The 20,760-nt window shown below is 58.7% G+C and carries 17 protein-coding genes; 12 read left to right on the forward strand and 5 right to left on the reverse strand.

Going from position 1 to position 20,760, the window contains the following annotated elements; genetic code table 11:
• The 7 genes from JAO77_RS21115 to JAO77_RS21145 all read left to right on the forward strand — a co-directional run.
• On the forward strand, positions 1 to 2,818 hold a 2,818-nt coding region (locus tag JAO77_RS21115), incomplete at its 5' end, for an FtsK/SpoIIIE family DNA translocase (protein WP_235998546.1).
• Between the two features lie 185 nt (positions 2,819 to 3,003).
• Positions 3,004 to 3,648 (forward strand): outer membrane lipoprotein periplasmic chaperone LolA1, encoded by a 645-nt coding sequence (gene lolA1, locus JAO77_RS21120; RefSeq protein WP_198992435.1) that lies wholly within the window; start codon positions 3,004 to 3,006, stop codon positions 3,646 to 3,648.
• Positions 3,649 to 3,789: 141 nt separating this feature from the next.
• Entirely contained in the window at positions 3,790 to 5,106 is a 1,317-nt protein-coding gene (locus JAO77_RS21125) for a DUF2851 family protein (protein ID WP_198992436.1), read from the forward strand.
• Positions 5,103 to 6,386: a hypothetical protein gene (locus JAO77_RS21130; RefSeq protein WP_198992437.1), complete on the forward strand. Its 1,284-nt coding sequence runs from the start codon at positions 5,103 to 5,105 to the stop codon at positions 6,384 to 6,386. The genes JAO77_RS21125 and JAO77_RS21130 overlap by 4 nt, the downstream gene beginning before the upstream one ends.
• A gap of 64 nt (positions 6,387 to 6,450) precedes the next feature.
• Entirely contained in the window at positions 6,451 to 7,083 is a 633-nt protein-coding gene (locus JAO77_RS21135; protein WP_198992438.1) for a DapH/DapD/GlmU-related protein, read from the forward strand.
• A 104-nt stretch (positions 7,084 to 7,187) separates the two neighbouring features.
• Positions 7,188 to 8,132, forward strand: a complete 945-nt coding sequence (gene trhO / locus JAO77_RS21140) for an oxygen-dependent tRNA uridine(34) hydroxylase TrhO (protein WP_198992439.1) — start codon at positions 7,188 to 7,190, stop codon at positions 8,130 to 8,132.
• 139 nt (positions 8,133 to 8,271) lie between these two features.
• Positions 8,272 to 9,141: a nucleoside phosphorylase gene (locus JAO77_RS21145; protein ID WP_235998547.1), complete on the forward strand. Its 870-nt coding sequence runs from the start codon at positions 8,272 to 8,274 to the stop codon at positions 9,139 to 9,141.
• Positions 9,142 to 9,332: 191 nt separating this feature from the next.
• Here JAO77_RS21145 and JAO77_RS21150 read toward each other — a convergent pair whose 3' ends face one another.
• Both JAO77_RS21150 and JAO77_RS21155 read right to left on the reverse strand, forming a co-directional pair.
• Positions 9,333 to 9,638: a hypothetical protein gene (locus JAO77_RS21150; RefSeq protein WP_198992441.1), complete on the reverse strand. Its 306-nt coding sequence runs from the start codon at positions 9,636 to 9,638 to the stop codon at positions 9,333 to 9,335.
• Positions 9,639 to 9,799: 161 nt separating this feature from the next.
• Positions 9,800 to 10,816: an acyl-CoA reductase gene (locus tag JAO77_RS21155; RefSeq protein ID WP_370550319.1), complete on the reverse strand. Its 1,017-nt coding sequence runs from the start codon at positions 10,814 to 10,816 to the stop codon at positions 9,800 to 9,802.
• 131 nt (positions 10,817 to 10,947) lie between these two features.
• Between JAO77_RS21155 and JAO77_RS21160 the strand changes: the two genes are divergently transcribed.
• Together JAO77_RS21160 and JAO77_RS21165 are read left to right on the forward strand one after the other, a co-directional pair.
• Positions 10,948 to 11,301, forward strand: a complete 354-nt coding sequence (locus JAO77_RS21160) for a 4Fe-4S binding protein (protein WP_144843532.1) — start codon at positions 10,948 to 10,950, stop codon at positions 11,299 to 11,301.
• A 125-nt stretch (positions 11,302 to 11,426) separates the two neighbouring features.
• Positions 11,427 to 12,323, forward strand: a complete 897-nt coding sequence (locus tag JAO77_RS21165) for a DUF4349 domain-containing protein (RefSeq protein ID WP_198992442.1) — start codon at positions 11,427 to 11,429, stop codon at positions 12,321 to 12,323.
• 17 nt (positions 12,324 to 12,340) lie between these two features.
• Here JAO77_RS21165 and aat read toward each other — a convergent pair whose 3' ends face one another.
• Complete coding sequence (gene aat / locus JAO77_RS21170; protein ID WP_198992443.1) at positions 12,341 to 12,994, reverse strand: leucyl/phenylalanyl-tRNA--protein transferase; 654 nt, start codon at positions 12,992 to 12,994, stop codon at positions 12,341 to 12,343.
• 85 nt (positions 12,995 to 13,079) lie between these two features.
• Between aat and JAO77_RS21175 the strand changes: the two genes are divergently transcribed.
• From JAO77_RS21175 to JAO77_RS21185, 3 genes are all read left to right on the forward strand, one after another.
• Positions 13,080 to 13,679: a DUF6707 family protein gene (locus JAO77_RS21175; protein ID WP_198992444.1), complete on the forward strand. Its 600-nt coding sequence runs from the start codon at positions 13,080 to 13,082 to the stop codon at positions 13,677 to 13,679.
• Between the two features lie 69 nt (positions 13,680 to 13,748).
• Entirely contained in the window at positions 13,749 to 16,379 is a 2,631-nt protein-coding gene (locus tag JAO77_RS21180; RefSeq protein ID WP_198992448.1) for a valine--tRNA ligase, read from the forward strand.
• 171 nt (positions 16,380 to 16,550) lie between these two features.
• Positions 16,551 to 18,683, forward strand: a complete 2,133-nt coding sequence (locus JAO77_RS21185; protein WP_370550320.1) for a S9 family peptidase — start codon at positions 16,551 to 16,553, stop codon at positions 18,681 to 18,683.
• Between the two features lie 68 nt (positions 18,684 to 18,751).
• Here JAO77_RS21185 and JAO77_RS21190 read toward each other — a convergent pair whose 3' ends face one another.
• Together JAO77_RS21190 and JAO77_RS21195 are read right to left on the reverse strand one after the other, a co-directional pair.
• Positions 18,752 to 18,967, reverse strand: coding sequence for a hypothetical protein (locus tag JAO77_RS21190; protein WP_198992450.1), 216 nt, complete (start codon positions 18,965 to 18,967; stop codon positions 18,752 to 18,754).
• A 137-nt stretch (positions 18,968 to 19,104) separates the two neighbouring features.
• Positions 19,105 to 20,616 carry a dihydrolipoamide acetyltransferase family protein gene (locus JAO77_RS21195; protein ID WP_198992452.1) on the reverse strand — a complete coding sequence of 504 codons (1,512 nt, stop codon included), beginning with the start codon at positions 20,614 to 20,616 and terminating at the stop codon, positions 19,105 to 19,107.
• Positions 20,617 to 20,760 lie beyond the last annotated feature (144 nt).

Here is a 20,760-nt window from a genome sequence, read left to right on the forward strand (position 1 = left end):
CGCTGCGCCCCGCGCCCGGGCCACGGGCGGTGGGGCAGCCCGCCCCGCTGCGGCCCCCAAGCCCGCCCGCCCAGCAGGCCCGCGCCCCAGCTTGGGCAACGTGCTGGCGCTGCTCCGCGACCGGCGCTTTCACCTCATGGTGGGTTTTGGCTTGCTGCTGAGCTCGCTGTACCTCACTATCGCGTTTACTTCGTTCCTGTTCAGCGGGCGCGCCGACCAAAGCATTGTGGCCGCCCTAGGTACCATGCCGGTGAAGGAAGCCGGGCAGGAGTCGGGTAACTGGCTGGGTCTGCTCGGGGCTTGGCTCTCCGAGAAGCTCATCTACCGGGGCTTTGGGCTATCGGCCTACGCCCTGATTCCGATAGTATTCTTCCTAGGCTACAAAATCGTGTTTCGGCGGGCCAAAGGCTCGGTGAGCTACGTGCTGGCGCTGGGCCTATTTACCATGCTGTGGACCAGCGCCTTGCTGGGCTACGTGGTAGTGCAGATGGAGCAGCCCGGCACCGACCCGCTGGAAGCTCACCGCTTCGACTGGCTCAGCGGCGGCGCAGGCTACGAAATGGCTTTCTGGCTGCAGTCGCTCATCGGCTGGGGCACGGTGCTGCTGCTAGCCTTTGGGCTGCTGGCATTCGTGGTGTACTTCTTCAACATCACTAGCCTGGACCTCAACCTAGGCGGCAAAGACGAAGAAGAGGAGGAGCTAGATGAAGAGCTGGCGCCAATGCCCGCTACCGCCCCTACGCCCACCGCCAAAGCTGCGCCCCGCCCCGCCCCAACCCCCACCCGCCAAGTAGCGGTGCTGGAAGCAGAGGAAGACGACGAGCCCCTGCCCACCCGTGAGCCCGAGTATGAGCCCGCGCCCCGCCCCAGCCCGCTCAAAGCCCCCGTGCCGTTGGCGAGCCCGAGCCTAGACCTGGAAATAGCTAGTGACCCTGCCGACGAGCCCAGTGCCGAGCTACCCCTGGCGAGTGGAGTAGGAGCCCCCATTGCGCTGGCCACCACGTCCCTGAGCGCACCAGCCGCTGCGCCAGTGGCCGCCGCAGGGCCGGCCTTCTCTTTCGAGCTGCCCGAGGCTGAGCCCGAAGTAGCAGCGCCGCTAGCGCCTAGCATTCCGACGCCGCTCTCGCTGGCCGACTTGGCTGATGCCAACGCGCCGCTGCCCACGCCTAGCCCCAAGCCCCAGGTGCCAAGCACCAGCTTGGAGATAACCGTGCCCAGCCGCGACGACCTCGACCCCAATGCCGGGGCCGACATTGCGGCCGTAGCCGACGAGCAGGAAGACGCCGACGCCATGCCCGACGTCAACTACGACCCCACGCTCGACCTCTCGCGCTACCAGTTCCCGACCCTGGAGCTGCTCAATGACTACGGTGTAGCCAAAGCCCAGGTAACCAAAGAAGAGTTAGAAGCCAATAAGGACCGTATCGTCGAGACCCTCGGGCACTATAGCATCGCCATTGCCAGCATCAAGGCTACCATCGGGCCCACGGTTACGCTCTACGAGATTGTGCCCGAGGCCGGTATCCGCATCTCCAAAATCAAGAGTCTGGAAGATGATATTGCCTTGAGCCTGGCCGCCCTAGGTATCCGTATCATCGCCCCGATTCCGGGCAAAGGCACCATCGGTATCGAGGTGCCGAACACCAAGAAAGAGATGGTGAGCATCCGCTCGGTGCTGGGCAGCGAGAAGTTTGCCCGCTCCGAAATGGACCTGCCGGTGGCCTTCGGCCGCACCATCACTAACGAAGTGTTCGTGGCCGACTTGGCCAAGATGCCCCACTTGTTGATGGCAGGTGCCACTGGCCAGGGTAAGTCGGTGGGCTTGAACGTGATTCTGGCTTCGCTGCTCTACAAGCGCCACCCCGCTCAACTCAAGTTTGTGCTAGTTGACCCGAAGAAGGTAGAACTCAGTATCTTCAATAAGATTGAGCGCCACTTCCTGGCCAAGCTGCCCGACACCGAGGAGGCTATCATTACTGACACCAAGAAGGTAGTGAACACGCTAAATTCGTTGTGCATGGAGATGGACCGCCGCTACGACCTGCTAAAGGAAGCTGGCTGCCGCAACCTCAAAGAGTACAACCTCAAATTTGTGGAGCGCCGCCTCAATCCCAAGAAGGGGCACCGCTTCCTGCCGTTCATCGTGCTGGTAATCGACGAGCTGGCCGACCTCATGATGACGGCTGGCAAAGAGGTCGAAACGCCCATTGCGCGCCTCGCGCAGCTGGCCCGCGCCATCGGTATTCACCTCATCGTGGCTACCCAGCGCCCCAGCGTAAACGTGATTACGGGCATCATCAAGGCCAACTTCCCTTGCCGGATTTCCTTTAAGGTGACCAGCAAAATCGACTCGCGCACCATCCTGGATACCGGTGGGGCCGACCAGCTCATTGGCCAGGGTGACATGCTGTTCTCAGCGGGCTCGGACCTCATCCGGGTGCAGTGCGCCTTCATCGACACCCCCGAGGTAGACCGCGTGTGCGACTACATCGGCGAGCAGCAGGGCTACCCCGATGCTTACCTGCTACCCGAAGTAGCCGGTGCCGATGGCGACAGTGATGGCGATGCCGGTGACCTCGACCTAAGCGAGCGCGACTCGATGTTTGAGGAAGCGGCCCGCTGCATTGTGCTGCACCAGCAGGGCTCTACCTCGCTTATTCAGCGCAAGCTCAAGCTAGGTTACAACCGCTCGGGCCGCATCGTCGACCAACTGGAGCGCGCCGGCATCGTGGGCCCTTTCCAAGGCTCGAAGCAGCGCGATGTGCTCATCCCCGACGAGTACCAACTCGAGCAGTTGCTGAACACGCTGCCCAAGTAATTGATAGCTGCCAAATAGCAAGTGACAGATGAGGTCTACTTTCTGAAAAGGAAGTAGACCTCGTTATCTATAAGGTTGCTTGCTAGCTGCTTAACTGGTAAATATTGCTTGTTCGATTACTTTTGGCCCCGCTTTTGCGTAAGGCAGTTTCATCCGGTCTCAACTAGCCCGGTTTTCTATTCCCCATGACTCAGAAATTTTCCCTGCTGGCGCTGGCCGCTACCCTGGCCCTGCCCGCCGCCGCGCAGCAAGACCCTAAAGCCGGTAAAATCCTCGATGCCGTTAGTGCCAAATACACCGCCCTCAAATCGTTTCAGGCAGGCTTCACCCAAACCCTGGAAAACCCCGCCGCTAAGCTCAAGCAAAACCTGAGCGGCGACGTGACCGTGAGCGGCCAGAAATACCACCTCAAGGCGAATGGCCAAGAGGTTATCAACGACGGCAAAACCACCTGGACGTACCTCAAAAACGAGAACGAGGTGAACGTCGCCGAGGCCGACCCCACCAACCAGGATATGTCGCCGGCCCAGATGTACACCATGTACAAGAAGGGCTACAAGTACACCTACGTGAAGTCGCTTAAGGACGGTGGCGTGGCCAGCGACCTCATCGAGCTCTCGCCGGAAGACCGTAAAAACGACGTGTTCAAGGTGCAGATTATCGTGGGTACGGCCGACAAAGCCATCCACAGCGTGAAGACCTTCAAGAAGAACGGCACGCGCACTACCTTCACCCTCAATAACTTCAAGCCCAATGTGCCCGTCACGGCCAGCACGTTCGCTTTTGACAAAGCCCAGTACCCTGGCGTGAAGGTAATTGACCTGCGGTAAGGATACCCCAGGACGCTTGCCAGCTGCTTAACCAGCACCTAGGTGCCGATTTTTAACTCGCCCTGCTTCAGTCCGAAGCGGGGCGTTTTACTTTTACGGAGCGCTATTGCTGGCAAATTGCCCTAGGTTCTTATTGTCCTAATGAAAGAAGATTTCCTCCATTACGTCTGGCAGCACCAATACTTCGACAAGGGTGACCTGCGCACTACCGGCGGCGAGGAAATACAGGTGCTGCGCCCCGGCCAGCGCAATGCCGACGCAGGCCCCGACTTCCTCAACGCCCGCCTGCGCCTCGGCGACGTAGAATGGAACGGTGCCGTTGAAATCCATCTGCGGGCCAGCGACTGGCAGCGGCATAACCACCAAACTGACAAGAAATACGACCAAGTAGTGCTGCACGTGGTGCACGCCGCCGATGCCGACGTGCACCGCACCAACGGCAGCCTCATTCCGGCCCTGGCGCTGGCCCCGCGCCTGGCGTCCGACCTGCTAAGCCGCTACGAGGCCCTGATGCAGGCGCCAACCGCTGCCGCGCTACCTTGCGCGCCACTGCTCGGTCAAGTGCCCATGCTGGTGCGCACCATGATGACCGAGCGGGCGCTGCTAGAGCGCATAGAGCAAAAGGCTGATACGCTAGCCGCGCTGCACGAGCACCTAGGGCACGACTGGGAAGCCACGACTTACCACGCCCTGATGGCGGCTTTTGGCTTCCAAAAAAACAGCGAGCCCCTGGCCCGCCTCGCCAAGGCGGTGCCGCTGCCCCTGGTGCGTCGCCACCGCCACGACCAACGCCAACTCGAAGCCCTGCTGTTTGGGCAAGCCGGTATGCTGGTCGAAACCTCCGAAACCGCGGCTGACGACTACCTGCATGACCTGCGGCGGGAATACGATTTTCTGAGCCATAAATACAACCTAGGGCCCACCGCGCTGGCGGCCCACGAGTGGAACTACCTGCGCCTGCGGCCCGCCAATTTCCCGGCCGTGCGGCTGGGGCAGCTGGTGGGGCTGCTGCACCGCCGCCCCGCGCTGTTCGATGCCCTGCTGACAGCGCAGAGTGTGCTGGCGCTTAGCGAGTTTTTTGCGGGTGCGCCGGCCCCCGCGTACTGGCAGCAGCACTTCCGGCCCGGCCGGCCGGGCAAGGTGCCAGGGCTGGGCAAGAGCAGTATTGAGCTGTTGATTATTAACGTGGTAGTGCCACTGCGCGTGGCCTACGCCCGCCACACCGGCCAGCCCGAGCTGGTTGAAAATAGCATAACGCTGCTGAACGAGCTGCCCGCCGAGCACAACCAGTACACCGACCTCTACCAGGCCCTAGGGTTTGAGCACCGCACGGCCGCCGACTCGCAGGGCCTGCTGGCCCTGAATAAGGGCTACTGCCAGCCGCGGCGCTGCCTACACTGCGCCATCGGCGGGCGGCTGGTGGGCGGCGACCCAGGACGCTTGCGTATCAGCCGATGAAGCTAATCTTAGCCATTCTGCTAAACCTGCTCGCCGCCCTGGCCCTAGGGTGGTGGCTGCGCCGCGAATACCGCCGGGCTGAACCAGAGCTGCGGCGCTGGCTGCTGCCGGCGCTGGCCTTGCGCGTAGCGGCTGGCGTGCTCCAGCACAGCTCTGATGCGCAGTTTATGCACGCTTGGGGACAGGGCTTTACAGCGCGACTCTGGACGCAGCCGGCCGTTGGTTGGACTGCGCTATGGCAGGGGCGGCACGTGTGGTATGGCACTTACCCTTTGGAGGTTTATCAATGGTCTAACACTTTATTCATCAGCAAGATATTAGCCTTACTAAACCTTGTTACACTCGGTAGCTTCTGGTTGAATGGCGTGTATTTAAGCCTAGGATGCGGCGTGGCTTGCTGGTGGCTAGTGTGTACGCTGCGCCAGCTGTGGCCGGTAGCGCCGCTAGGGGCGAGTGTAGTCGCTTTTCTACTGTGGCCATCCGTAGTGTGGTGGTCGTCGGGTATCGCTAAAGAAACGCTGGTGCTGGGCAGCGGTGCAGTGTTAGTATCGGTAGTAATCAATCTGCTACTTAGCCGCAAAACAGTGACTGCAAAATGGTTAGATTGGATGCTGCTGTTAGGTTTGGCCTGGCTACACGTGCGGCTGCGCTATTTTTTTGCGCTGCCGCTATTAGGTAGTTTACTCGGCCTGGCCGTGGTAGTGCTAGCCGAGCGCCGGGGCTGGCTGCAGGCCGGGTGGCGTGCCCAAGGGTTGGTGCTGCTAGGCGGGCTGGTGCTAGCCGGCGCGCTGGTTGTAGCGGTGGGTGGCGAGCCAGTGTCGAAAGCCTTCGTCACGAGCCAGCTGTGGGAAAACTACGTGCACGGCCTGGCCACTTCGGCAGGGCGGCCGCACTTAGTATACAGTAGCCTACGCCCTACCGTGAGTAGCATGGCGAGTCACTTTCCCCTGGCTACCGCTCAGGCCCTGGTGCGCCCCTGGCTGGGCGAGTCGGCGGCCCTGCGGTATGTGGCTGTCGGGCTCGAAAACCTATTAATAGTCGGGCTGCTGGCCATGGCAGCCATTGCCGCGTGGCGCGGCCGGCCTGGCCGGCTGCCGGCGGCCTTGGTGCTGGCTCTGCTGCTGTACTGCGTGGTGCTAGCCGGCCTCATCGGCCTGAGTACGCCTAACCTAGGAACACTGCTGCGCTACCGCACGGTGCTGCTGCCGTGGCTGCTATGGCTACTGCTGCAAAACGACTACGCCCGCCAGCTACTGCGGCGGCTAGGCCTAGGTGGCTAAACGAGGGAGCTAATAGGCCGGCTGCGCTGTTTACTGCTGCACGCAACGCGTAACTTTGCTTTTTATGGAAAACCCCGTTATCATTCTCGGCGCGCAGGCCGTCGGCACGGCCGCCCTGGATGCGTTTCTCTCCAACGATGTGGTCGTGTACTGCATTCTCGACGACGACCCCAAGCTGCACAATACCGAGCTGCTCGACGTGCCCGTAATGGGCAATACCGACGACGGCGAGCTTTTAAAACTGCTCGGCAAGAAGTGCGAAGTATTCGTGGCCACCGAAGACACCGCCAGCCGCCGCAGCCTCACCAAGATGCTGCGCGACGACTACGAAGTGGTGCCCGTCAACAGTATTCATCAGCGCGCCAGCGTATCGACCCACGCCGAGCTGGGCCACGGCAACTACGTAGGCCCCAATGCAGTAGTGGCTGCCACGGCCAAGCTAGGGCAGGGCATTTTGGTGGGTGCCAATGCCGTAGTCGAAGGCCAGGCCAGCATCGGTGACTATGCCCAGCTGGGTACGGGCGCGCAGGTAGGCGTAGGAGCCAGCGTAGGCGCGGGCGCGTTTGTAGGGGCCGGCGCAGTGCTGGTGGCCGGCGTGAAAGTGGGCGACAAGGCCCGCGTAGGCGCTGGCTCAGTAGTAGTGGCCGACGTAGCCGCTAACCAAACTGTATTCGGCAATCCGGCCAAGCAGGTGTAAATTTTTGTTGTCAATTGCTTGTTGTCCGTTGTTAATGCCTACTAATAGAGTTGTAATAGCGGACAACAGCGAAACTGATAACGGACAACGAGCAACTAACAACTATGAGCTATCAAGTCCTTCTCTATTATTGCTATACGCCTCTCGAAAACCCTGAGCAGTTCCGCGACGAGCACCATCGGCTGTGCCTCGACCTAGACTTGCGCGGACGCATCATCGTGGCGGCCGAGGGTCTGAATGGTACTGTGTCGGGCACCCGCGAGGCTTGCGCCGGCTACATGGCCGCCGTGAAGGCCGACCCGCGCTTTGCGGCGCTGGAGTTTAAGATTGACGAAGTCGAAGGCCACACCTTCCAGAAGCTGCATGTGCGGCTAAAAGATGAGATTGTGCACAGCAGCCTGCGCCACGTGCGGCCCCACGAAAAAACCGGCCAGCACCTGACGCCCCAAGAGTTCAAGGCCTTAAAAGACCGCGACGACGTGGTGGTGGTCGACGTGCGCTCCGACTACGAATACAACCTAGGACGCTTTAAAAATGCTGTAACGCTGGATATCGAGAACTTTCGCGATTTTCCCGAGCGCGTCGAACGCTTGCAGGAGTTCAAGGATAAAAAGATTCTGACCTACTGCACCGGCGGTGTGAAGTGCGAAAAAGCCAGCGCCTTCTTGCTAGAGCAGGGCTTCGAAAACGTGTACCAGCTACACGGCGGCATCATCAAATACGGCCACGAGGTAGGCGGCGAAGACTTTGACGGCCAGTGCTACGTGTTTGATGGCCGCGTGGCCGTGGACGTAAACACGGTGAACCCCACCGTCATTTCGCGCTGCCACCACTGCCAGCAGCCTTCGCCCCGCCTCATCAACTGCGCCAACCCGCACTGCAACGCCCACCTGCCGCTGTGCGAAAGCTGCGGCGAGCAGTTGGCCGGCGCCTGCTCGGAGGCCTGCGCCGCGCACCCCGACAAGCGCCCCTACGATGGCACGGGCACGTACCCAAAAATCAGCAACCACTACACACCGGCTCAAGGCTTGGCGTCGTATAGAGGGTAGTGCGATTTTTGTCGTTTGTCATGCTGAACGCAGTGAAGCATCTCGCGTAGTGCACTAATCTAGAATATAAAGGATAGCTGCACCACGCGAGATGCTTCACTGCGTTCAGCATGACACTTTTTTAAGTAATAACCTAGTTATGATTCCCGAATCCGAACTCATTCTGAACGCCGACGGCACGATTTATCACCTCAATCTGCTGCCCGACCACATCTCCGACACTATTCTGACGGTGGGCGACCCGGCACGGGTGGCGCAGGTGAGCCGGCATTTCGATTCTATCGAGTTTGAGGGCGTGCACCGCGAGTTTGTGACGCACGTGGGCTACTACCGCGGCAAGCGCCTCACGGTGCTGAGCACCGGTATGGGCACTGATAACATCGACATCGTGATGAACGAGTTGGATGCGCTGGTGAACATCGACTTTATGTCGCGCACTGTGCGGCCCCACGAGGAGCGCATGAACCTGCGCATCATTCGCCTAGGTACCAGCGGCAGCCTCCAGTCCGATGTGCCCGTGGGCGCGCTGCTGGCCACCCAGCACGCCGTGGGCCTCGATTCGCTGATGCAATTTTACCCGCTCATGGAAACCGGCCTCGAAACGCAGGTAGCCAAGGACTTGCAAAACTCGCTGGACCTGCCCTTTGCCCCCTACGTGGTGCGTGGCTCCGACCTGCTGCGCGAGCAGCTGGCCGGCGACCTGCTCATCGGCAACACTGTGACGTGCCCCGGCTTCTACGGCCCGCAGGGCCGCCGCCTGCGCCTTGACCTGCGCCAGCCCGATTACATGCAGCGCCTGCAAAGCTTCCGCCACCAAAGCCCGGAAGGTGATTTCCGCCTCAGCAACTTCGAGATGGAAACCGCTGGCTACTATGCCCTAGGGCAGCTCTTGGGCCACGAGGTGCTGAGCCTCAACGCCATCGTGGCCAACCGCGCCACCGGCGAGTTTGCCAAAGACGCGGGCGACATCGTCGACCGTCTGATAGCCCGCACCCTAGCCCTCCTATAATCGCAGATTCGAACGGATTTTTAGGATGTAACGGATACGCCCGCTGCGCGGGCTGATTAGCTGGTCGAGTAACAACCAGAAAAAGCCGCCCTTTCGGGGCGGCTTTTTTAGTGTGCGGTTTCATCAGTTAGCTAGTCAGCCCGCGCAGTGGGCGTATCCGTTACATCCTAAAAATCCGTTCGAATCTGCGATTAATAGAAGTCAAACCCCAGCACAGCGCGGAGTGGGAGCATGATGCCGGCTTTTAGCGTAAGATACTCGGGATGCGCGCCCCACACGGCGGTTTGTACGCGCTTGGGCTGGCCGTCGGCGGTTTGAAAAAAGATATCCAGCTTGCCGTGGTAGGCATTGCCCAGGCGGGAGGCACGCTCAGCATCGGCGCTGCGGCGCTCTAGGGCAGCCTGGTCGGTCAGGACATCCTCTTGAGAAAATCGGAGCGTGGGAATACTCTCTTTGTCAACGGTTTCAATGGGCTGGTCGGTGGTGGGAGCAAACATAGAGGAACAGCGGCAGAAAGTGAATAATGAGTTGCGACTACTACTTTACGCAAGCAGTTCTGCTTTTAGTATGAAGCAAAAACCAAGTTGCCTGTTTAGCCGCGATGCAGCTTGGTGCGGGCAATATTACTTATAGTGTACCAACCTAGGGCCAATTTTGGTTACACTTCGGCGGCCAGGAACTCCATAGTATCGATACCATCGGCGTAGTCGGCCACGCCGGGAGTCTGTGCCCGGCCAAACGGGAACGAACCGGGGTAGCGCCCCCCAGCCGACACGAGACACTGCGTTTGGGCGGCCACGTTGGTGAGCTGGTCGAGCAAGTCAATCTCTTGGGTGTAAGTGCTGTAGTGCACTACCGAAATGGGCGATACGATAGCCTCGCGCTCGGTGAGTAGCAAAAAGCCGTTATCGTAGTGCGGCACCGCATTCACCAGTAGAATGCTCTTGTTGTAATCGTAGTTGTTCTGGTACTTGTGGTGGTCGAGCACGCGGTGGTAGGGCTGCAGCGCGTCGAGTAGGGGCACAAAATCGTAGCCCTCGGGCACGTAGAGCTTGCTCACATTGCGGCAGCCCAGGCCGTAATACTGAAAAATATCGGGACCTAGGGCGGCCAGCTCTTCGGCCGTTTCGTGGCCCGTAAGGATACCTAGGCTGGTGCGGTTGCGCCGGATGAGGTGCGGCTTGTTGCGGAAGTAATACTCGAAGTAGCGCGCTGTGTTATCCGAGCCGGTGGCGATGAAGGCATCGGCCGCGTTGAGGCGCTCCACGAACTGAATACGCTCAGTGAAAGCTGGCTCAACTTCGGTTAGCTCCTTCGCAATCCAGAGCATCAGCACAGTGTCTTCTTTGCTGGGCTTGGCCAGCAGTGTGTGGCCGCTGACGAGCACGCACAGCAAGTCGTGAAAGCCCACGAGCGGAATATTACCCGCCATTACCACGCCTACTTGGCGGGGCTCGGTGGGCTCGGCGGGGTAGCGGCCGGCCCACTGGCTGAGCTGGGGCTCGGCTAGCAGGTGGGCAATGCCCGCGATGGCAGCGCGCACGTTGGGCAGGTCAAACCAGCCGTTGCGGTTGCGGGCGCGAGCGGCTAGGTCGGTGAGTTCATCTTCGGTAAGGGTAGCGAGGCGTTGGCCTAGGGCCGCGAATGCGGCGAGGCGGGAAGCATGGTTCAGCATAGGGAAGGGGTAGCGGCAAGCCCGGATGCGCCCTACCTTTGAGGGCGCAATGCAGCCGCGACTGTAGTTTTTACGTACAGTGCGGCAGCTTGACTAGCAAAATTACTCATTAGCATAAGGAGACGACGGCAATGGCCATCATGATAACCGACGAGTGCATCAATTGTGGTGCCTGCGAACCGGAATGCCCCAACACCGCTATTTACGAGGGCGGCGCCCAGTGGCGCTGGGCCGATGGCACCAAGCTCAAAGAAGTAGAAACGGCTGATGGCAAGCAAGTTGGTGGTACCGACCCCCAGCGCCCGGTATCGAACGAATACTACTATATCGTGACCGATAAATGCACCGAGTGCGTAGGCTTTCACGAAGAGCCGCAGTGCGCCGCCGTGTGCCCCGTCGATTGCTGCGTAGATGACCCCGACCACCGCGAAACCCGCGAGCGCCTAACTCAAAAGCAGGCGTGGCTGCACAAAACGGCCGCGTAAGTTTTTGCGCGCCGCTTAGCTACACCTTCGTTTGCCAGCCTACGGGTGCGGCAAGCGAAGGTGTTTTTTTTGGTAGAAGCATGAGCTAATGCAACTTGCAGCTTCATTAGCTGCGCAGTGCGTCGATGACCAACCTCAAAGGAAAATTTTGGAAAGTAGGCCGCTGGTATGGGGCTATTTTTATCGTCTTGCTGGCTTTCCGGCTGCTATATGGGTACGTGGCCACGAGCACCGGCCGCGGCGATGACTACAGCGATGACTTCTTTAGTAGCATCGAAAACTTGCGCCGCAACTACGCCTCTGAGAAGTTTGCCCCCGAGAAAATAGCCTTGAAAAAGGATGTAGCAGCTTCGGCCAGCATCGCCTCCAACCAGAAGTTTGAGAAAACGGCTTCGGTGAAATCCAAGACTTCCGAGTTTGGGCAGGACGAGAAGTTAGTTAAAGCGAAAACGCTGGCTTACAAGGCTATTATTCAATATGAGCAAAACCTAGGGCAGAAGGGCAACCGGCAAATTCACTTGTTGATAGTCGTACCCCCAGCCATGTTCGATAAGTTTTACCAGGAAATTCAGCAAATAGGCTCGGTAAAAGCCACGGAAATCACCAAAGTTGATAAAACCAACGAGTATCGGCAGCTCAACGCGAAGAAGGTTTCGATTGAGAAAACGCTGCAATCGTTGAACGAGCTAAAATCGAAGGGCGGGCAAATTGCCGATTTTGTGTCGCTCAACGACAAAATTTTGGAGATAGAAGAGAAGCTGCAGGAGCTAGGCGTAGAGCTTGGCAACTTCGACGCAGAGAATGAATTCTGCACGGTTAAATTCTCGCTTTATGAAGGCGCAACTGAGAAAAGCATTAGCTTCATTCACCGGCTGAAAGTAGCTTTGGAGTGGACTGTCAAGTACTTCGCAATCCTGGTTTTCGCTTCGCTAGGGCTCTCGGTTACGATTTTTATTTTGTTGCTCATTGCTGATAAGCTCAAGCTGCTTACAGCGCTAACCAACAACATGTCTCGAGAGTAAGAGCGCTAGCACGATTGTTAGAAGAGTTTTCGCCGGCTGTCTTGCTCGGCCGCTAGCAGCCGCAAGAACTCGTCGCGCGACACTTCTTCCGCACCTAGGGCTGCCATATGCGGCGTGAGCTGCTGGATATCGAACCAGCTAGCGCCTCGGGCCCGTAGGTGCTCTGCCAAGGCCAAAATAGCCAGCTTGGAGGCGTTGGGGCGGTAGTGAAACATACTTTCGCCCGCAAATACGCCCCGCACGGCCACGCCGTAGAGGCCGCCCACCAACTCGGAGCCGTCCCAAATCTCTACGCTATGCGCGTGGCCAGCAGCATGCAGCGCCTCGTAGCTGTGCACCAGCTGCGGCGTAATCCAAGTGCCGTCCTGGCCGGGGCGGGGCTGCGCCTGGCACGCCCGCATCACCTGCCCAAAAGCCTCGTCGAAGCTGATGCGCCACGGCGACTGCCGCTGCGCCCGTGCTAGGCTGCGCCCCACGTGCAGCTCACTTAGGCGCAAAATGCCACGCCTAGGTGGGCAAAACCAGGCCAGCGGCCACCCCGGCACCGGCCACGGAAAAATGCCTTGCGCGTAGGCCGCTAGCAGGTTTTCGACGGTAGGCTGGCCACCTAGGAGAAGTAGGCCGTCGAGGTCGTCGCGGGCAGCGGTGGCTGGGGGGAAAGTAAGGGGCATTAGGTTAATCGTAATACGAAGTTGCAAACAGTGCGGTAGGAGGTATGTATTTTGAATTTGCGATGATAAAATCAGAGTTTTTGTTATGGAAGTGCCTATTGAAGCCAAGAGGAAAGTATTTGCAGCTATTGCTGCTCAGATGGGTAACATACCAAAGGTGGCCCGTTTGGCAACTAGCTTAGCCAAGAGCTTCAAACCCACTGCTTCTGACCCTTTGGAACGGGCCAAAAATTTAGCTTACCTATTATATGTACATGAGCAGCCAGATTTATGCCTCCAAGCGTGTCAGCTTCTCAATGATATTGCGTTTCAGAACAACTATAACCTCTGGACGTGGGTTGAGCTGACATTAGCTCTTGAGTGGAAACTTCGCATCGATGCTGGTCAGCCAATGCAAGCACAGGCGTGTGCCACTACTATCCTTGAAACCTTTCAAATAGGTAGCGAAACCGAGCGCTTGCAGAAGAGTGCGGCCTTAAAACGTCGATTAACGGGCAGTCTGTTGTGTGATACACAGATTGCGGAAGCACAACGAAATGGCGATAAAACAGCGGAGAAAAACTGGCGCATGCTACAGTTAGGGGCACTGCTGTTTATCGAAGCGCTAGGGGGCTCTAGCACGTTGCCAGTATCAGAACTCGAACTACAATTCGCATTTAATTTGGCTAAGCTGCGGAGTACTTAGTTAAGCTGTTAAGATTAACAGCTACTACCCCGCCGTACTTTTGCCTGCTAGTAGCCGAAAATTCCTAGCATGTCTCTCGCCAAAACCTATTCGCCCGCCGACGTTGAAGCCAAATGGTACCAGCGCTGGCAGGAGCAGGGCTTTTTTAAAGCCACCGTCAACCCTCGCAAGCAGCCCTACACCATCGTGATACCGCCGCCCAATGTGACGGGCGTGCTACACATGGGCCACATGCTCAACAATACCATTCAGGACGTGCTGGTGCGCCGCGCCCGTATGCAGGGCAAAGAAGCCTGCTGGGTGCCCGGTACCGACCACGCCAGCATCGCCACCGAGGCCAAGGTAGTGGCTATGCTCAAGGAGCAGGGCATCGAGAAAAAAGACCTGAGCCGCGAGCAGTTTCTGGAGCACGCCTTTGCCTGGAAAGACAAGTATGGCGGCATTATCCTGGAGCAGCTCAAGCAGCTCGGCGCCTCCTGCGACTGGAGCCGCACGCGCTTCACGATGGAGCCCAAGCTGACCGAGGCCGTGCTGCGCGTGTTCGTGGACTTGTACCGCAAGGGCTTGATTTACCGAGGCGTGCGCATGGTGAACTGGGACCCGCGCGGCGGCACCGCCATCTCCGATGAGGAAGTGATTCCGAAGGACACGATGGCCAAGATGTACCACCTCAAGTACGAGGTAGTGGGTCAGCCTGGTCGCTTCCTCACGGTGGCTACCTCGCGCCCCGAAACCATCATGGCCGACGTGGCCGTGGCCGTGAACCCCACCGACCCGCGCTACCAGGACCTGGCCGGGCAGCGCGTGCGCATTCCGCTCCTAGGTCGCGAAATTCCGGTTATTCAGGACGACTACGTGGCCGTAGACTTCGGTACGGGCGCGCTGAAAGTAACGCCAGCGCACGACCTCAACGACTACGAAATCGGCCTGCGGCACAACCTACCGGTGCTCGATATTCTGGCCGACGATGGTACGCTGAACGAGAAGGCCGAACTGTACGTGGGCCAGGACCGGTTTGCGGCCCGCCGCAACATCGTGGTCGACTTGCAAGAAGCCGGGCTGCTCGATAAAATCGAGGAGTACGCCAGCATCGTGCAGACTTCGGAGCGCACTGGCGCCGTGATTGAGCCCAAGCTGAGCTTGCAGTGGTTCCTGAAAATGGAGCACCTGGCTAAGCCCGCGCTCGAAGTAGTCGAAAATGACACCATCAAGCTGCACCCGCCCAAGTTTAAGAACACCTACCGGGTGTGGATGGAAAACGTGCGCGACTGGTGCATCTCGCGCCAGCTGTGGTGGGGGCAACGCATCCCGGCTTACTACCTACCCGATGGCTCGTTTGTGGTGGCCCTCAGTGAGGAAGAGGCCCTAGGGCTAGCTCGCGAGCAAAGCGGCAACAGCAGCTTGCAAGCCAGCGACCTGCGCCAGGACGAGGACGTGCTCGATACCTGGTTTTCGTCGTGGCTGTGGCCCATCTCGGTGTTCGATGGCTTCGAAGACCCTGACAACGCCGACATCAACTATTTCTACCCCACCAACGACCTGGTGACGGGGCCTGACATCCTCTTTTTCTGGATTGCCCGCATGATTATGGCCGGGCTGGAATTCCGCAAGGAAATTCCGTTTCGCAACGTGTACCTCACTGGTATTGTGCGCGATGCCCAGGGCCGTAAGATGAGCAAGCAGCTCGGCAACTCGCCCGACCCGCTGGACCTCATCCGCGACTTTGGGGCCGATGGCGTGCGTACTGGCCTGCTCTTCTCGGCCCCAGCCGGCAACGACCTGCTCTACGATGAGAAGCTGGTGCAGCAGGGCCGCAACTTCAACAACAAGCTCTGGAACGCCTTCCGCTTGGTGAAAGGCTGGGAAGCTGACAATAACTTGCCCTTTGCTAATGCGCAGGCTGTGAAGTGGTTTGAGGCCAAGCTGGCCGACGCCATGGTGGTCATCGATGAGCATTTCGACAAGTTCCGCATCAGCGACGCCCTGCTGACGGTGTATAAGCTGGTGTGGGACGACTTCTGCTCGTACTACCTCGAAATGGTGAAGCCTGCTTACCAGCATCCCATCGATGCTGAGACACTGCGCGCCACCGTAGATTTCCTCGAAACGCTGCTTAAGCTGCTGCACCCGTTCATGCCCTTCATCACCGAAGAGCTGTGGCACGAGCTGGCCGAGCGCGGCCCTAAAGACTACGTGTGCGTAGCGCACTGGCCCAAAGCCACCGCGCCCGCCGACAGCGCCACCACGCTGGCCGAAATGGAGCGCACCCTCGCCATCGTGGCTGGCGTGCGCAACGTGCGCAACCAGAAGAACATCGGCCCCACCAAGCAGGTGGACCTAGCCGTGAAAACTGACGCCCCCACCGAGGTGCAGGCGTACGCCAACCTTATCAGCAAGCTGGCTAACCTCAGCGACTTGTCATTTGTGAGTGAAGCGCCGGCCAGTGCCGTAGGCTTCGTGCAGGGCAGCACCGAGTTTTTTGTGCCGCTCGACATGCAGGTAGACCCTGCCGCTGAGCGTGCCCGCGTCGAAAAGGAACTGGAGTACGCCAAGGGCTTCCGCGACTCGGTGAATAAAAAGCTGGGCAACGAGAAATTCGTGGCCAATGCCAAGCCCGACGTGCTGGAGCGCGAGCGCCAGAAGCTAGCCGATGCCGAAAGCAAAATCGCGGCGCTGGAGCAAGCCTTAGGTGCGCTGTAACCTAAGCAAGCTTCCTAACTGAGTATCCCCCTCATACAGGCCCTGGCACTGTGTGAGGGGGATATTTGCTTTGAGTCTAGCCCTTTTATAGTGAGAGTTCAAAAGTAAAAAATAAGACGTAAGAACGAATTAATAGTCGTTTATTTGGGCTTACCAACTTTTATTCTGCCCATGAACGTACTACCTACTCTTTGGCTAGGCTGCCTAGGTACGCTGGCGACCCTCGCTGCGCAGGCACAGGCCACTACTACCACGACTATGCCCCAACCACCGGTGGCCACCATAAAGGCCAAGCAGCTCGTGTCGCCCAACGGCACGCGCACTGATAACTACTATTGGCTCAACGAGCGCGAAAACCCGCAGGTGCTCGACTACCTCCGGGCCGAAAACGCCTACTTCGACCAGCAAATGGCGCCCGTGAAGGGCCTGGAAGAGAAGCTGTTTCAGGAAATGCGCGGCCGCATTAAGGAAACCGACCAGTCGGTGCCCTACCGCGACAACGGCTACTATTACTACACCCGCTACGAAGCGGGCGGCGAGTATCCGCTCTACTGCCGCAAAAAGGGCAGCCAGCAGGCGCCAGAAGAAATTCTGCTCAATGGCAACGAGATGGGCAAGGGTCACACCTACTTTGCCATTGGGGGCTATGAGGTGAGCGATAACAATGAGCTGCTGGCTTACAGTACCGACATTGTGAGCCGCCGCCTTTACACGGTGCGCTTCAAAAATCTGAAAACCGGCACTTTATACCCCGATGAAATCGCTAACGTGGAGGGAGCCGGCGTGTGGGCAGCCGATAACAAGACGTTCTTTTATGCCAAAAAGGACGTGAACACGCTCTTGCCTTACCAGATATACCGCCACACCCTAGGTACCGACCCCAAGCAGGATGCGCTGGTGTACGAGGAAAAAGACAATACTTTTTACACGCACATCAGCCGTAGCAAGTCAAAGAAATACTTGCAAATCTCGCTCACTAGTTCGCTCTCCTCAGAAGTGCGCTACCTCGATGCGAACAAGCCGGCCGGTGAATTTAAGGTGTTTCTGCCCCGCGAAACCGACCATCTGTACGAGGTAGAAGATGCCAACGGACAGTTCTACGTGCGTACCAACTACCAGGCGCCGAACTTCCGCATCGTGAGCACGCCGCTGACCAACACGGCCAAGACGGCGTGGAAGGACGTGATTCCGGCCCGCTCTGAGGCGTTCATTGCTGGTATGGAGCTGTTTAAAGACTACCTCGTACTAAACGAGCGTAAGGACGGCCTGCTGCAGCTGCGCGTGATTCGGTGGCAGGATAAAAAGGACGAGTATCTGAAATTCAATGAGGTAGCTTATACGTCGAGCATCGGGGTCAATCCGGAGTTTGACACCCAGCAGCTGCGCTTCAACTACACGTCGTTTACTACGCCGACCTCGACCTACGACTATAACATGGCCACCCACCAGCAAACCCTGCTGAAGGAGCAGCCGGTCCTAGGTGGCTTCAACAAGAACAATTACACCGAAGAGCGCCTCATGGTGAAGGCGCGGGATGGCAAATTCATCCCCGTGTCTATCGTTTACAAAAAAGGCTTCAAGAAGGACGGCAACAGCCCGGTGCTGCAATACGCCTACGGCTCCTACGGCGCATCGATGGACCCAACCTTCTCGGCCGCGCGCCTGAGTCTGCTCGACCGCGGCTTTGCCTACGTGCTCTGCAACATCCGGGGCGGGCAGGAGCTGGGCCGCCAGTGGTTTGAGGATGGCCGCATGCTGCACAAAATCAACTCGTTCAACGATTTTATCGACTGCTCGGAGTACCTAGTGAAGCAGAAGTACACCTCGCCCACGAAGCTATTCGCTATGGGCGGCAGCGCCGGTGGTCTACTTATGGGTGCGGTGGTGAACATGCGCCCCGACCTCTACAAAGGCGTAATTGCAGCCGTGCCGTTTGTAGACGTGGTTACGACCATGTCGGACGAGAGCATTCCGCTTACTACTGGCGAGTACGACCAGTGGGGCAACCCCGCCCAAAAGCAGTACTACGACTACATGCTCTCGTATTCGCCCTACGATAATGTGAAGGCACAGGCTTACCCCAATATGCTCGTTACCACCGGCTTGCACGACTCGCAGGTGCAGTACTTCGAGCCCGCCAAGTGGGTGGCCAAGCTGCGCGCGACCAAGACCGACAAGAACCTGCTGCTCATGCACACCGACATGGAGGCGGGCCACGGCGGCGCGTCGGGCCGCTTCAAGGCCTTGCACGATGTAGCGCGGCAGTACGCGTTTATGCTGCTTCTATTAGGCGAAAAATCATAAGCAAGAACGAGTGGCACTCCGTTTGGCGTAGGGTAGGACCTAGGTGCAAAACGAAGTGCTGCTCTGGCTTACTTTCTGACGGAAGGCGCGGTGGTCCCTTGGGCCTCCGCGTTTTTTTCGTCGGCACTCAGTTGGTTTTGAAGTTGAAACGTGACTTGCTGGCAGTCGTTGAAGTGCTTCTGCGCTTCTTTCAGCGCGGCCTCCGTAGCACTGAGGCGCTGGTAGAGAAACCCAATAAGACCTAGGGAAACGACCAGGGCCGCGATAAAAAGAATATTTTTCATGAGTGTAGCAAGGCCGTACCAAAAACGTCTGTCATGCTGAGCCTACGAAACATCTTTTCACGCTAGATTATCTCAGCCGTAAAAAGATGCTTCGCAGGCTCAGCATGACAGACGTTTATTGAGCCTTTTTTAAGAAATTAAATCGTCGTGTTTGGGTCGAACTGCTCGAGGTAGTCAGCCACTTTGCGCACAAACAAGCCACCTAGGGAGCCATCGACCACGCGGTGGTCGTAGCTGTGGCTCAAGAACATAAAGTGCCGCACGCCGATGAGGTCACCCTGGGGCGTTTCGATTACAGCAGGCTTTTTCTTAATAGCGCCCACGGCCATAATAGCCACCTGCGGCTGCATGATGATGGGCGTGCCCATGACGTTGCCAAACGAGCCCACGTTGCTCAGCGTGTATGTGCCGCCCTCTAGGTCGGCGGGCGTGAGCTTGTTTTGGCGGGCGCGGTTAGCTAGGTCGTTAACCTTCTTGGTCAGGCCATTAAGGTTGAGCTGGTCGGCGTTGTGAATGACCGGCACGATTAGGTTGCCCGACGGCAGTGCCACGGCCACGCCCACATTGATGTCGCGCTTCTTAATGATATAATCACCATCGACCGACACGTTAATGGCCGGGAAATCCTGAATGGCGCGGGCCACGGCCCACACGAAGAGCGGCGTGAAGGTCAGGTTTTCGCCGGTGCGCTTCTTATAGGCATCCTTGTGCTTGTTGCGCCAGTGCACCAGCTCGGTCACGTCGGCTTCCACGAAGCTCGTCACGTGCGGCGAGATGCGCTTGGAGTCAACCATGCGCTGCGCAATCATTTTGCGCATGCGGTCCATCTCTACCAGCTCCTGGTTGCCTGATACCGAGGGGGCGGGCTTGGCAGCAGGACTAGGTGCTTGGGGCTTGGCGGCTGGCTGCGGCGTGGGTTCTTGGTCCTTAGGACGGGCTGCGGGCGCCGGCGGGGCGGGTGCCTCTGAAACTGGTGCTGGAGGCGTTGGAGCCGCAGGGACTGCCGGAGCAGGGGCGGGCGCTGGAGCGGTGGCCGTGGGCACCAAAGGCTTTTTGCCGTCGGCTACGTAGTCCAGAATATCTTTCTTAGTTACGCGGCCTTCCTGGCCGGTGCCGGGCAGGCGCTCTAGGTCGCTCATGCTCACGCCTTCTTCGCGGGCGATGCTGAGCACCAGCGGCGAGTAGAAGCGGCCAGCCTGCACGGGGTGCTCGTCGGAGGTAGGGGCTGCCGGGGCGGGCACGCCTACCGGAGTGCCGGGGCTGGGCAGGTAGGGCACATCGGCGGGGCCGGGGGGCGCCGTGGGCAGCGGCGGAATATTGTCGGGGTCGGCTACGGGTGGGTTGGCGCTGGCTTCTTCCAGGTCGTTGTTTTCCTCCAGCGGCGAGGGGGCTGCGGCTGCGGCGCTGGCATCCGTTTCGATGCGCGCAATGGGGGCTCCTACGGCCACCACTTCGCCTTCTTGCACCAGTATTTCGGCCAGCGTGCCAGCGTACAGGGCGGGTACTTCGGTATCTACTTTGTCAGTAGCTACTTCGAGCACCGATTCATCTTGCTCGATGGCATCGCCAACTTGCTTGAGCCATTTGAGTACGGTGCCTTCCATGATGGATTCGCCCATCTTGGGCATCGTCATTTCCACTCGGGCCATAAAAAAGGTCGGGGGGATTAAGAGAGAGTAGAGTGGGAGGGAGCTTGTGGCTGCAAAGGTAGCCGTAAAGTGAACCGGGTTTGGTATGCCAAGGTTAGCGGGCCCCGCACGGCGCCCCTCATACCCCGCCGCTACCGCGCACGA

The organism is Hymenobacter sp. BT559 (assembly GCF_016427535.1).
Lineage (GTDB): Bacteria > Bacteroidota > Bacteroidia > Cytophagales > Hymenobacteraceae > Hymenobacter.

Coding starts and splice junctions, on each gene's coding strand:
- JAO77_RS21185 (WP_370550320.1), top strand. CDS start 16,551: ATGAACGTACTACCTACTCTTTGGCTAGGCTGCCTAGGTACGCTGGCG.
- JAO77_RS21165 (WP_198992442.1), top strand. CDS start 11,427: ATGACCAACCTCAAAGGAAAATTTTGGAAAGTAGGCCGCTGGTATGGG.
- JAO77_RS21150 (WP_198992441.1), bottom strand. CDS start 9,638: ATGTTTGCTCCCACCACCGACCAGCCCATTGAAACCGTTGACAAAGAG.
- JAO77_RS21160 (WP_144843532.1), top strand. CDS start 10,948: ATGGCCATCATGATAACCGACGAGTGCATCAATTGTGGTGCCTGCGAA.
- JAO77_RS21125 (WP_198992436.1), top strand. CDS start 3,790: ATGAAAGAAGATTTCCTCCATTACGTCTGGCAGCACCAATACTTCGAC.
- JAO77_RS21190 (WP_198992450.1), bottom strand. CDS start 18,967: ATGAAAAATATTCTTTTTATCGCGGCCCTGGTCGTTTCCCTAGGTCTT.
- trhO (WP_198992439.1), top strand. CDS start 7,188: ATGAGCTATCAAGTCCTTCTCTATTATTGCTATACGCCTCTCGAAAAC.
- JAO77_RS21155 (WP_370550319.1), bottom strand. CDS start 10,816: ATGCTGAACCATGCTTCCCGCCTCGCCGCATTCGCGGCCCTAGGCCAA.
- lolA1 (WP_198992435.1), top strand. CDS start 3,004: ATGACTCAGAAATTTTCCCTGCTGGCGCTGGCCGCTACCCTGGCCCTG.
- JAO77_RS21130 (WP_198992437.1), top strand. CDS start 5,103: ATGAAGCTAATCTTAGCCATTCTGCTAAACCTGCTCGCCGCCCTGGCC.
- JAO77_RS21145 (WP_235998547.1), top strand. CDS start 8,272: ATGATTCCCGAATCCGAACTCATTCTGAACGCCGACGGCACGATTTAT.
- JAO77_RS21135 (WP_198992438.1), top strand. CDS start 6,451: ATGGAAAACCCCGTTATCATTCTCGGCGCGCAGGCCGTCGGCACGGCC.
- JAO77_RS21195 (WP_198992452.1), bottom strand. CDS start 20,616: ATGGCCCGAGTGGAAATGACGATGCCCAAGATGGGCGAATCCATCATG.
- JAO77_RS21175 (WP_198992444.1), top strand. CDS start 13,080: ATGGAAGTGCCTATTGAAGCCAAGAGGAAAGTATTTGCAGCTATTGCT.
- aat (WP_198992443.1), bottom strand. CDS start 12,994: ATGCCCCTTACTTTCCCCCCAGCCACCGCTGCCCGCGACGACCTCGAC.
- JAO77_RS21180 (WP_198992448.1), top strand. CDS start 13,749: ATGTCTCTCGCCAAAACCTATTCGCCCGCCGACGTTGAAGCCAAATGG.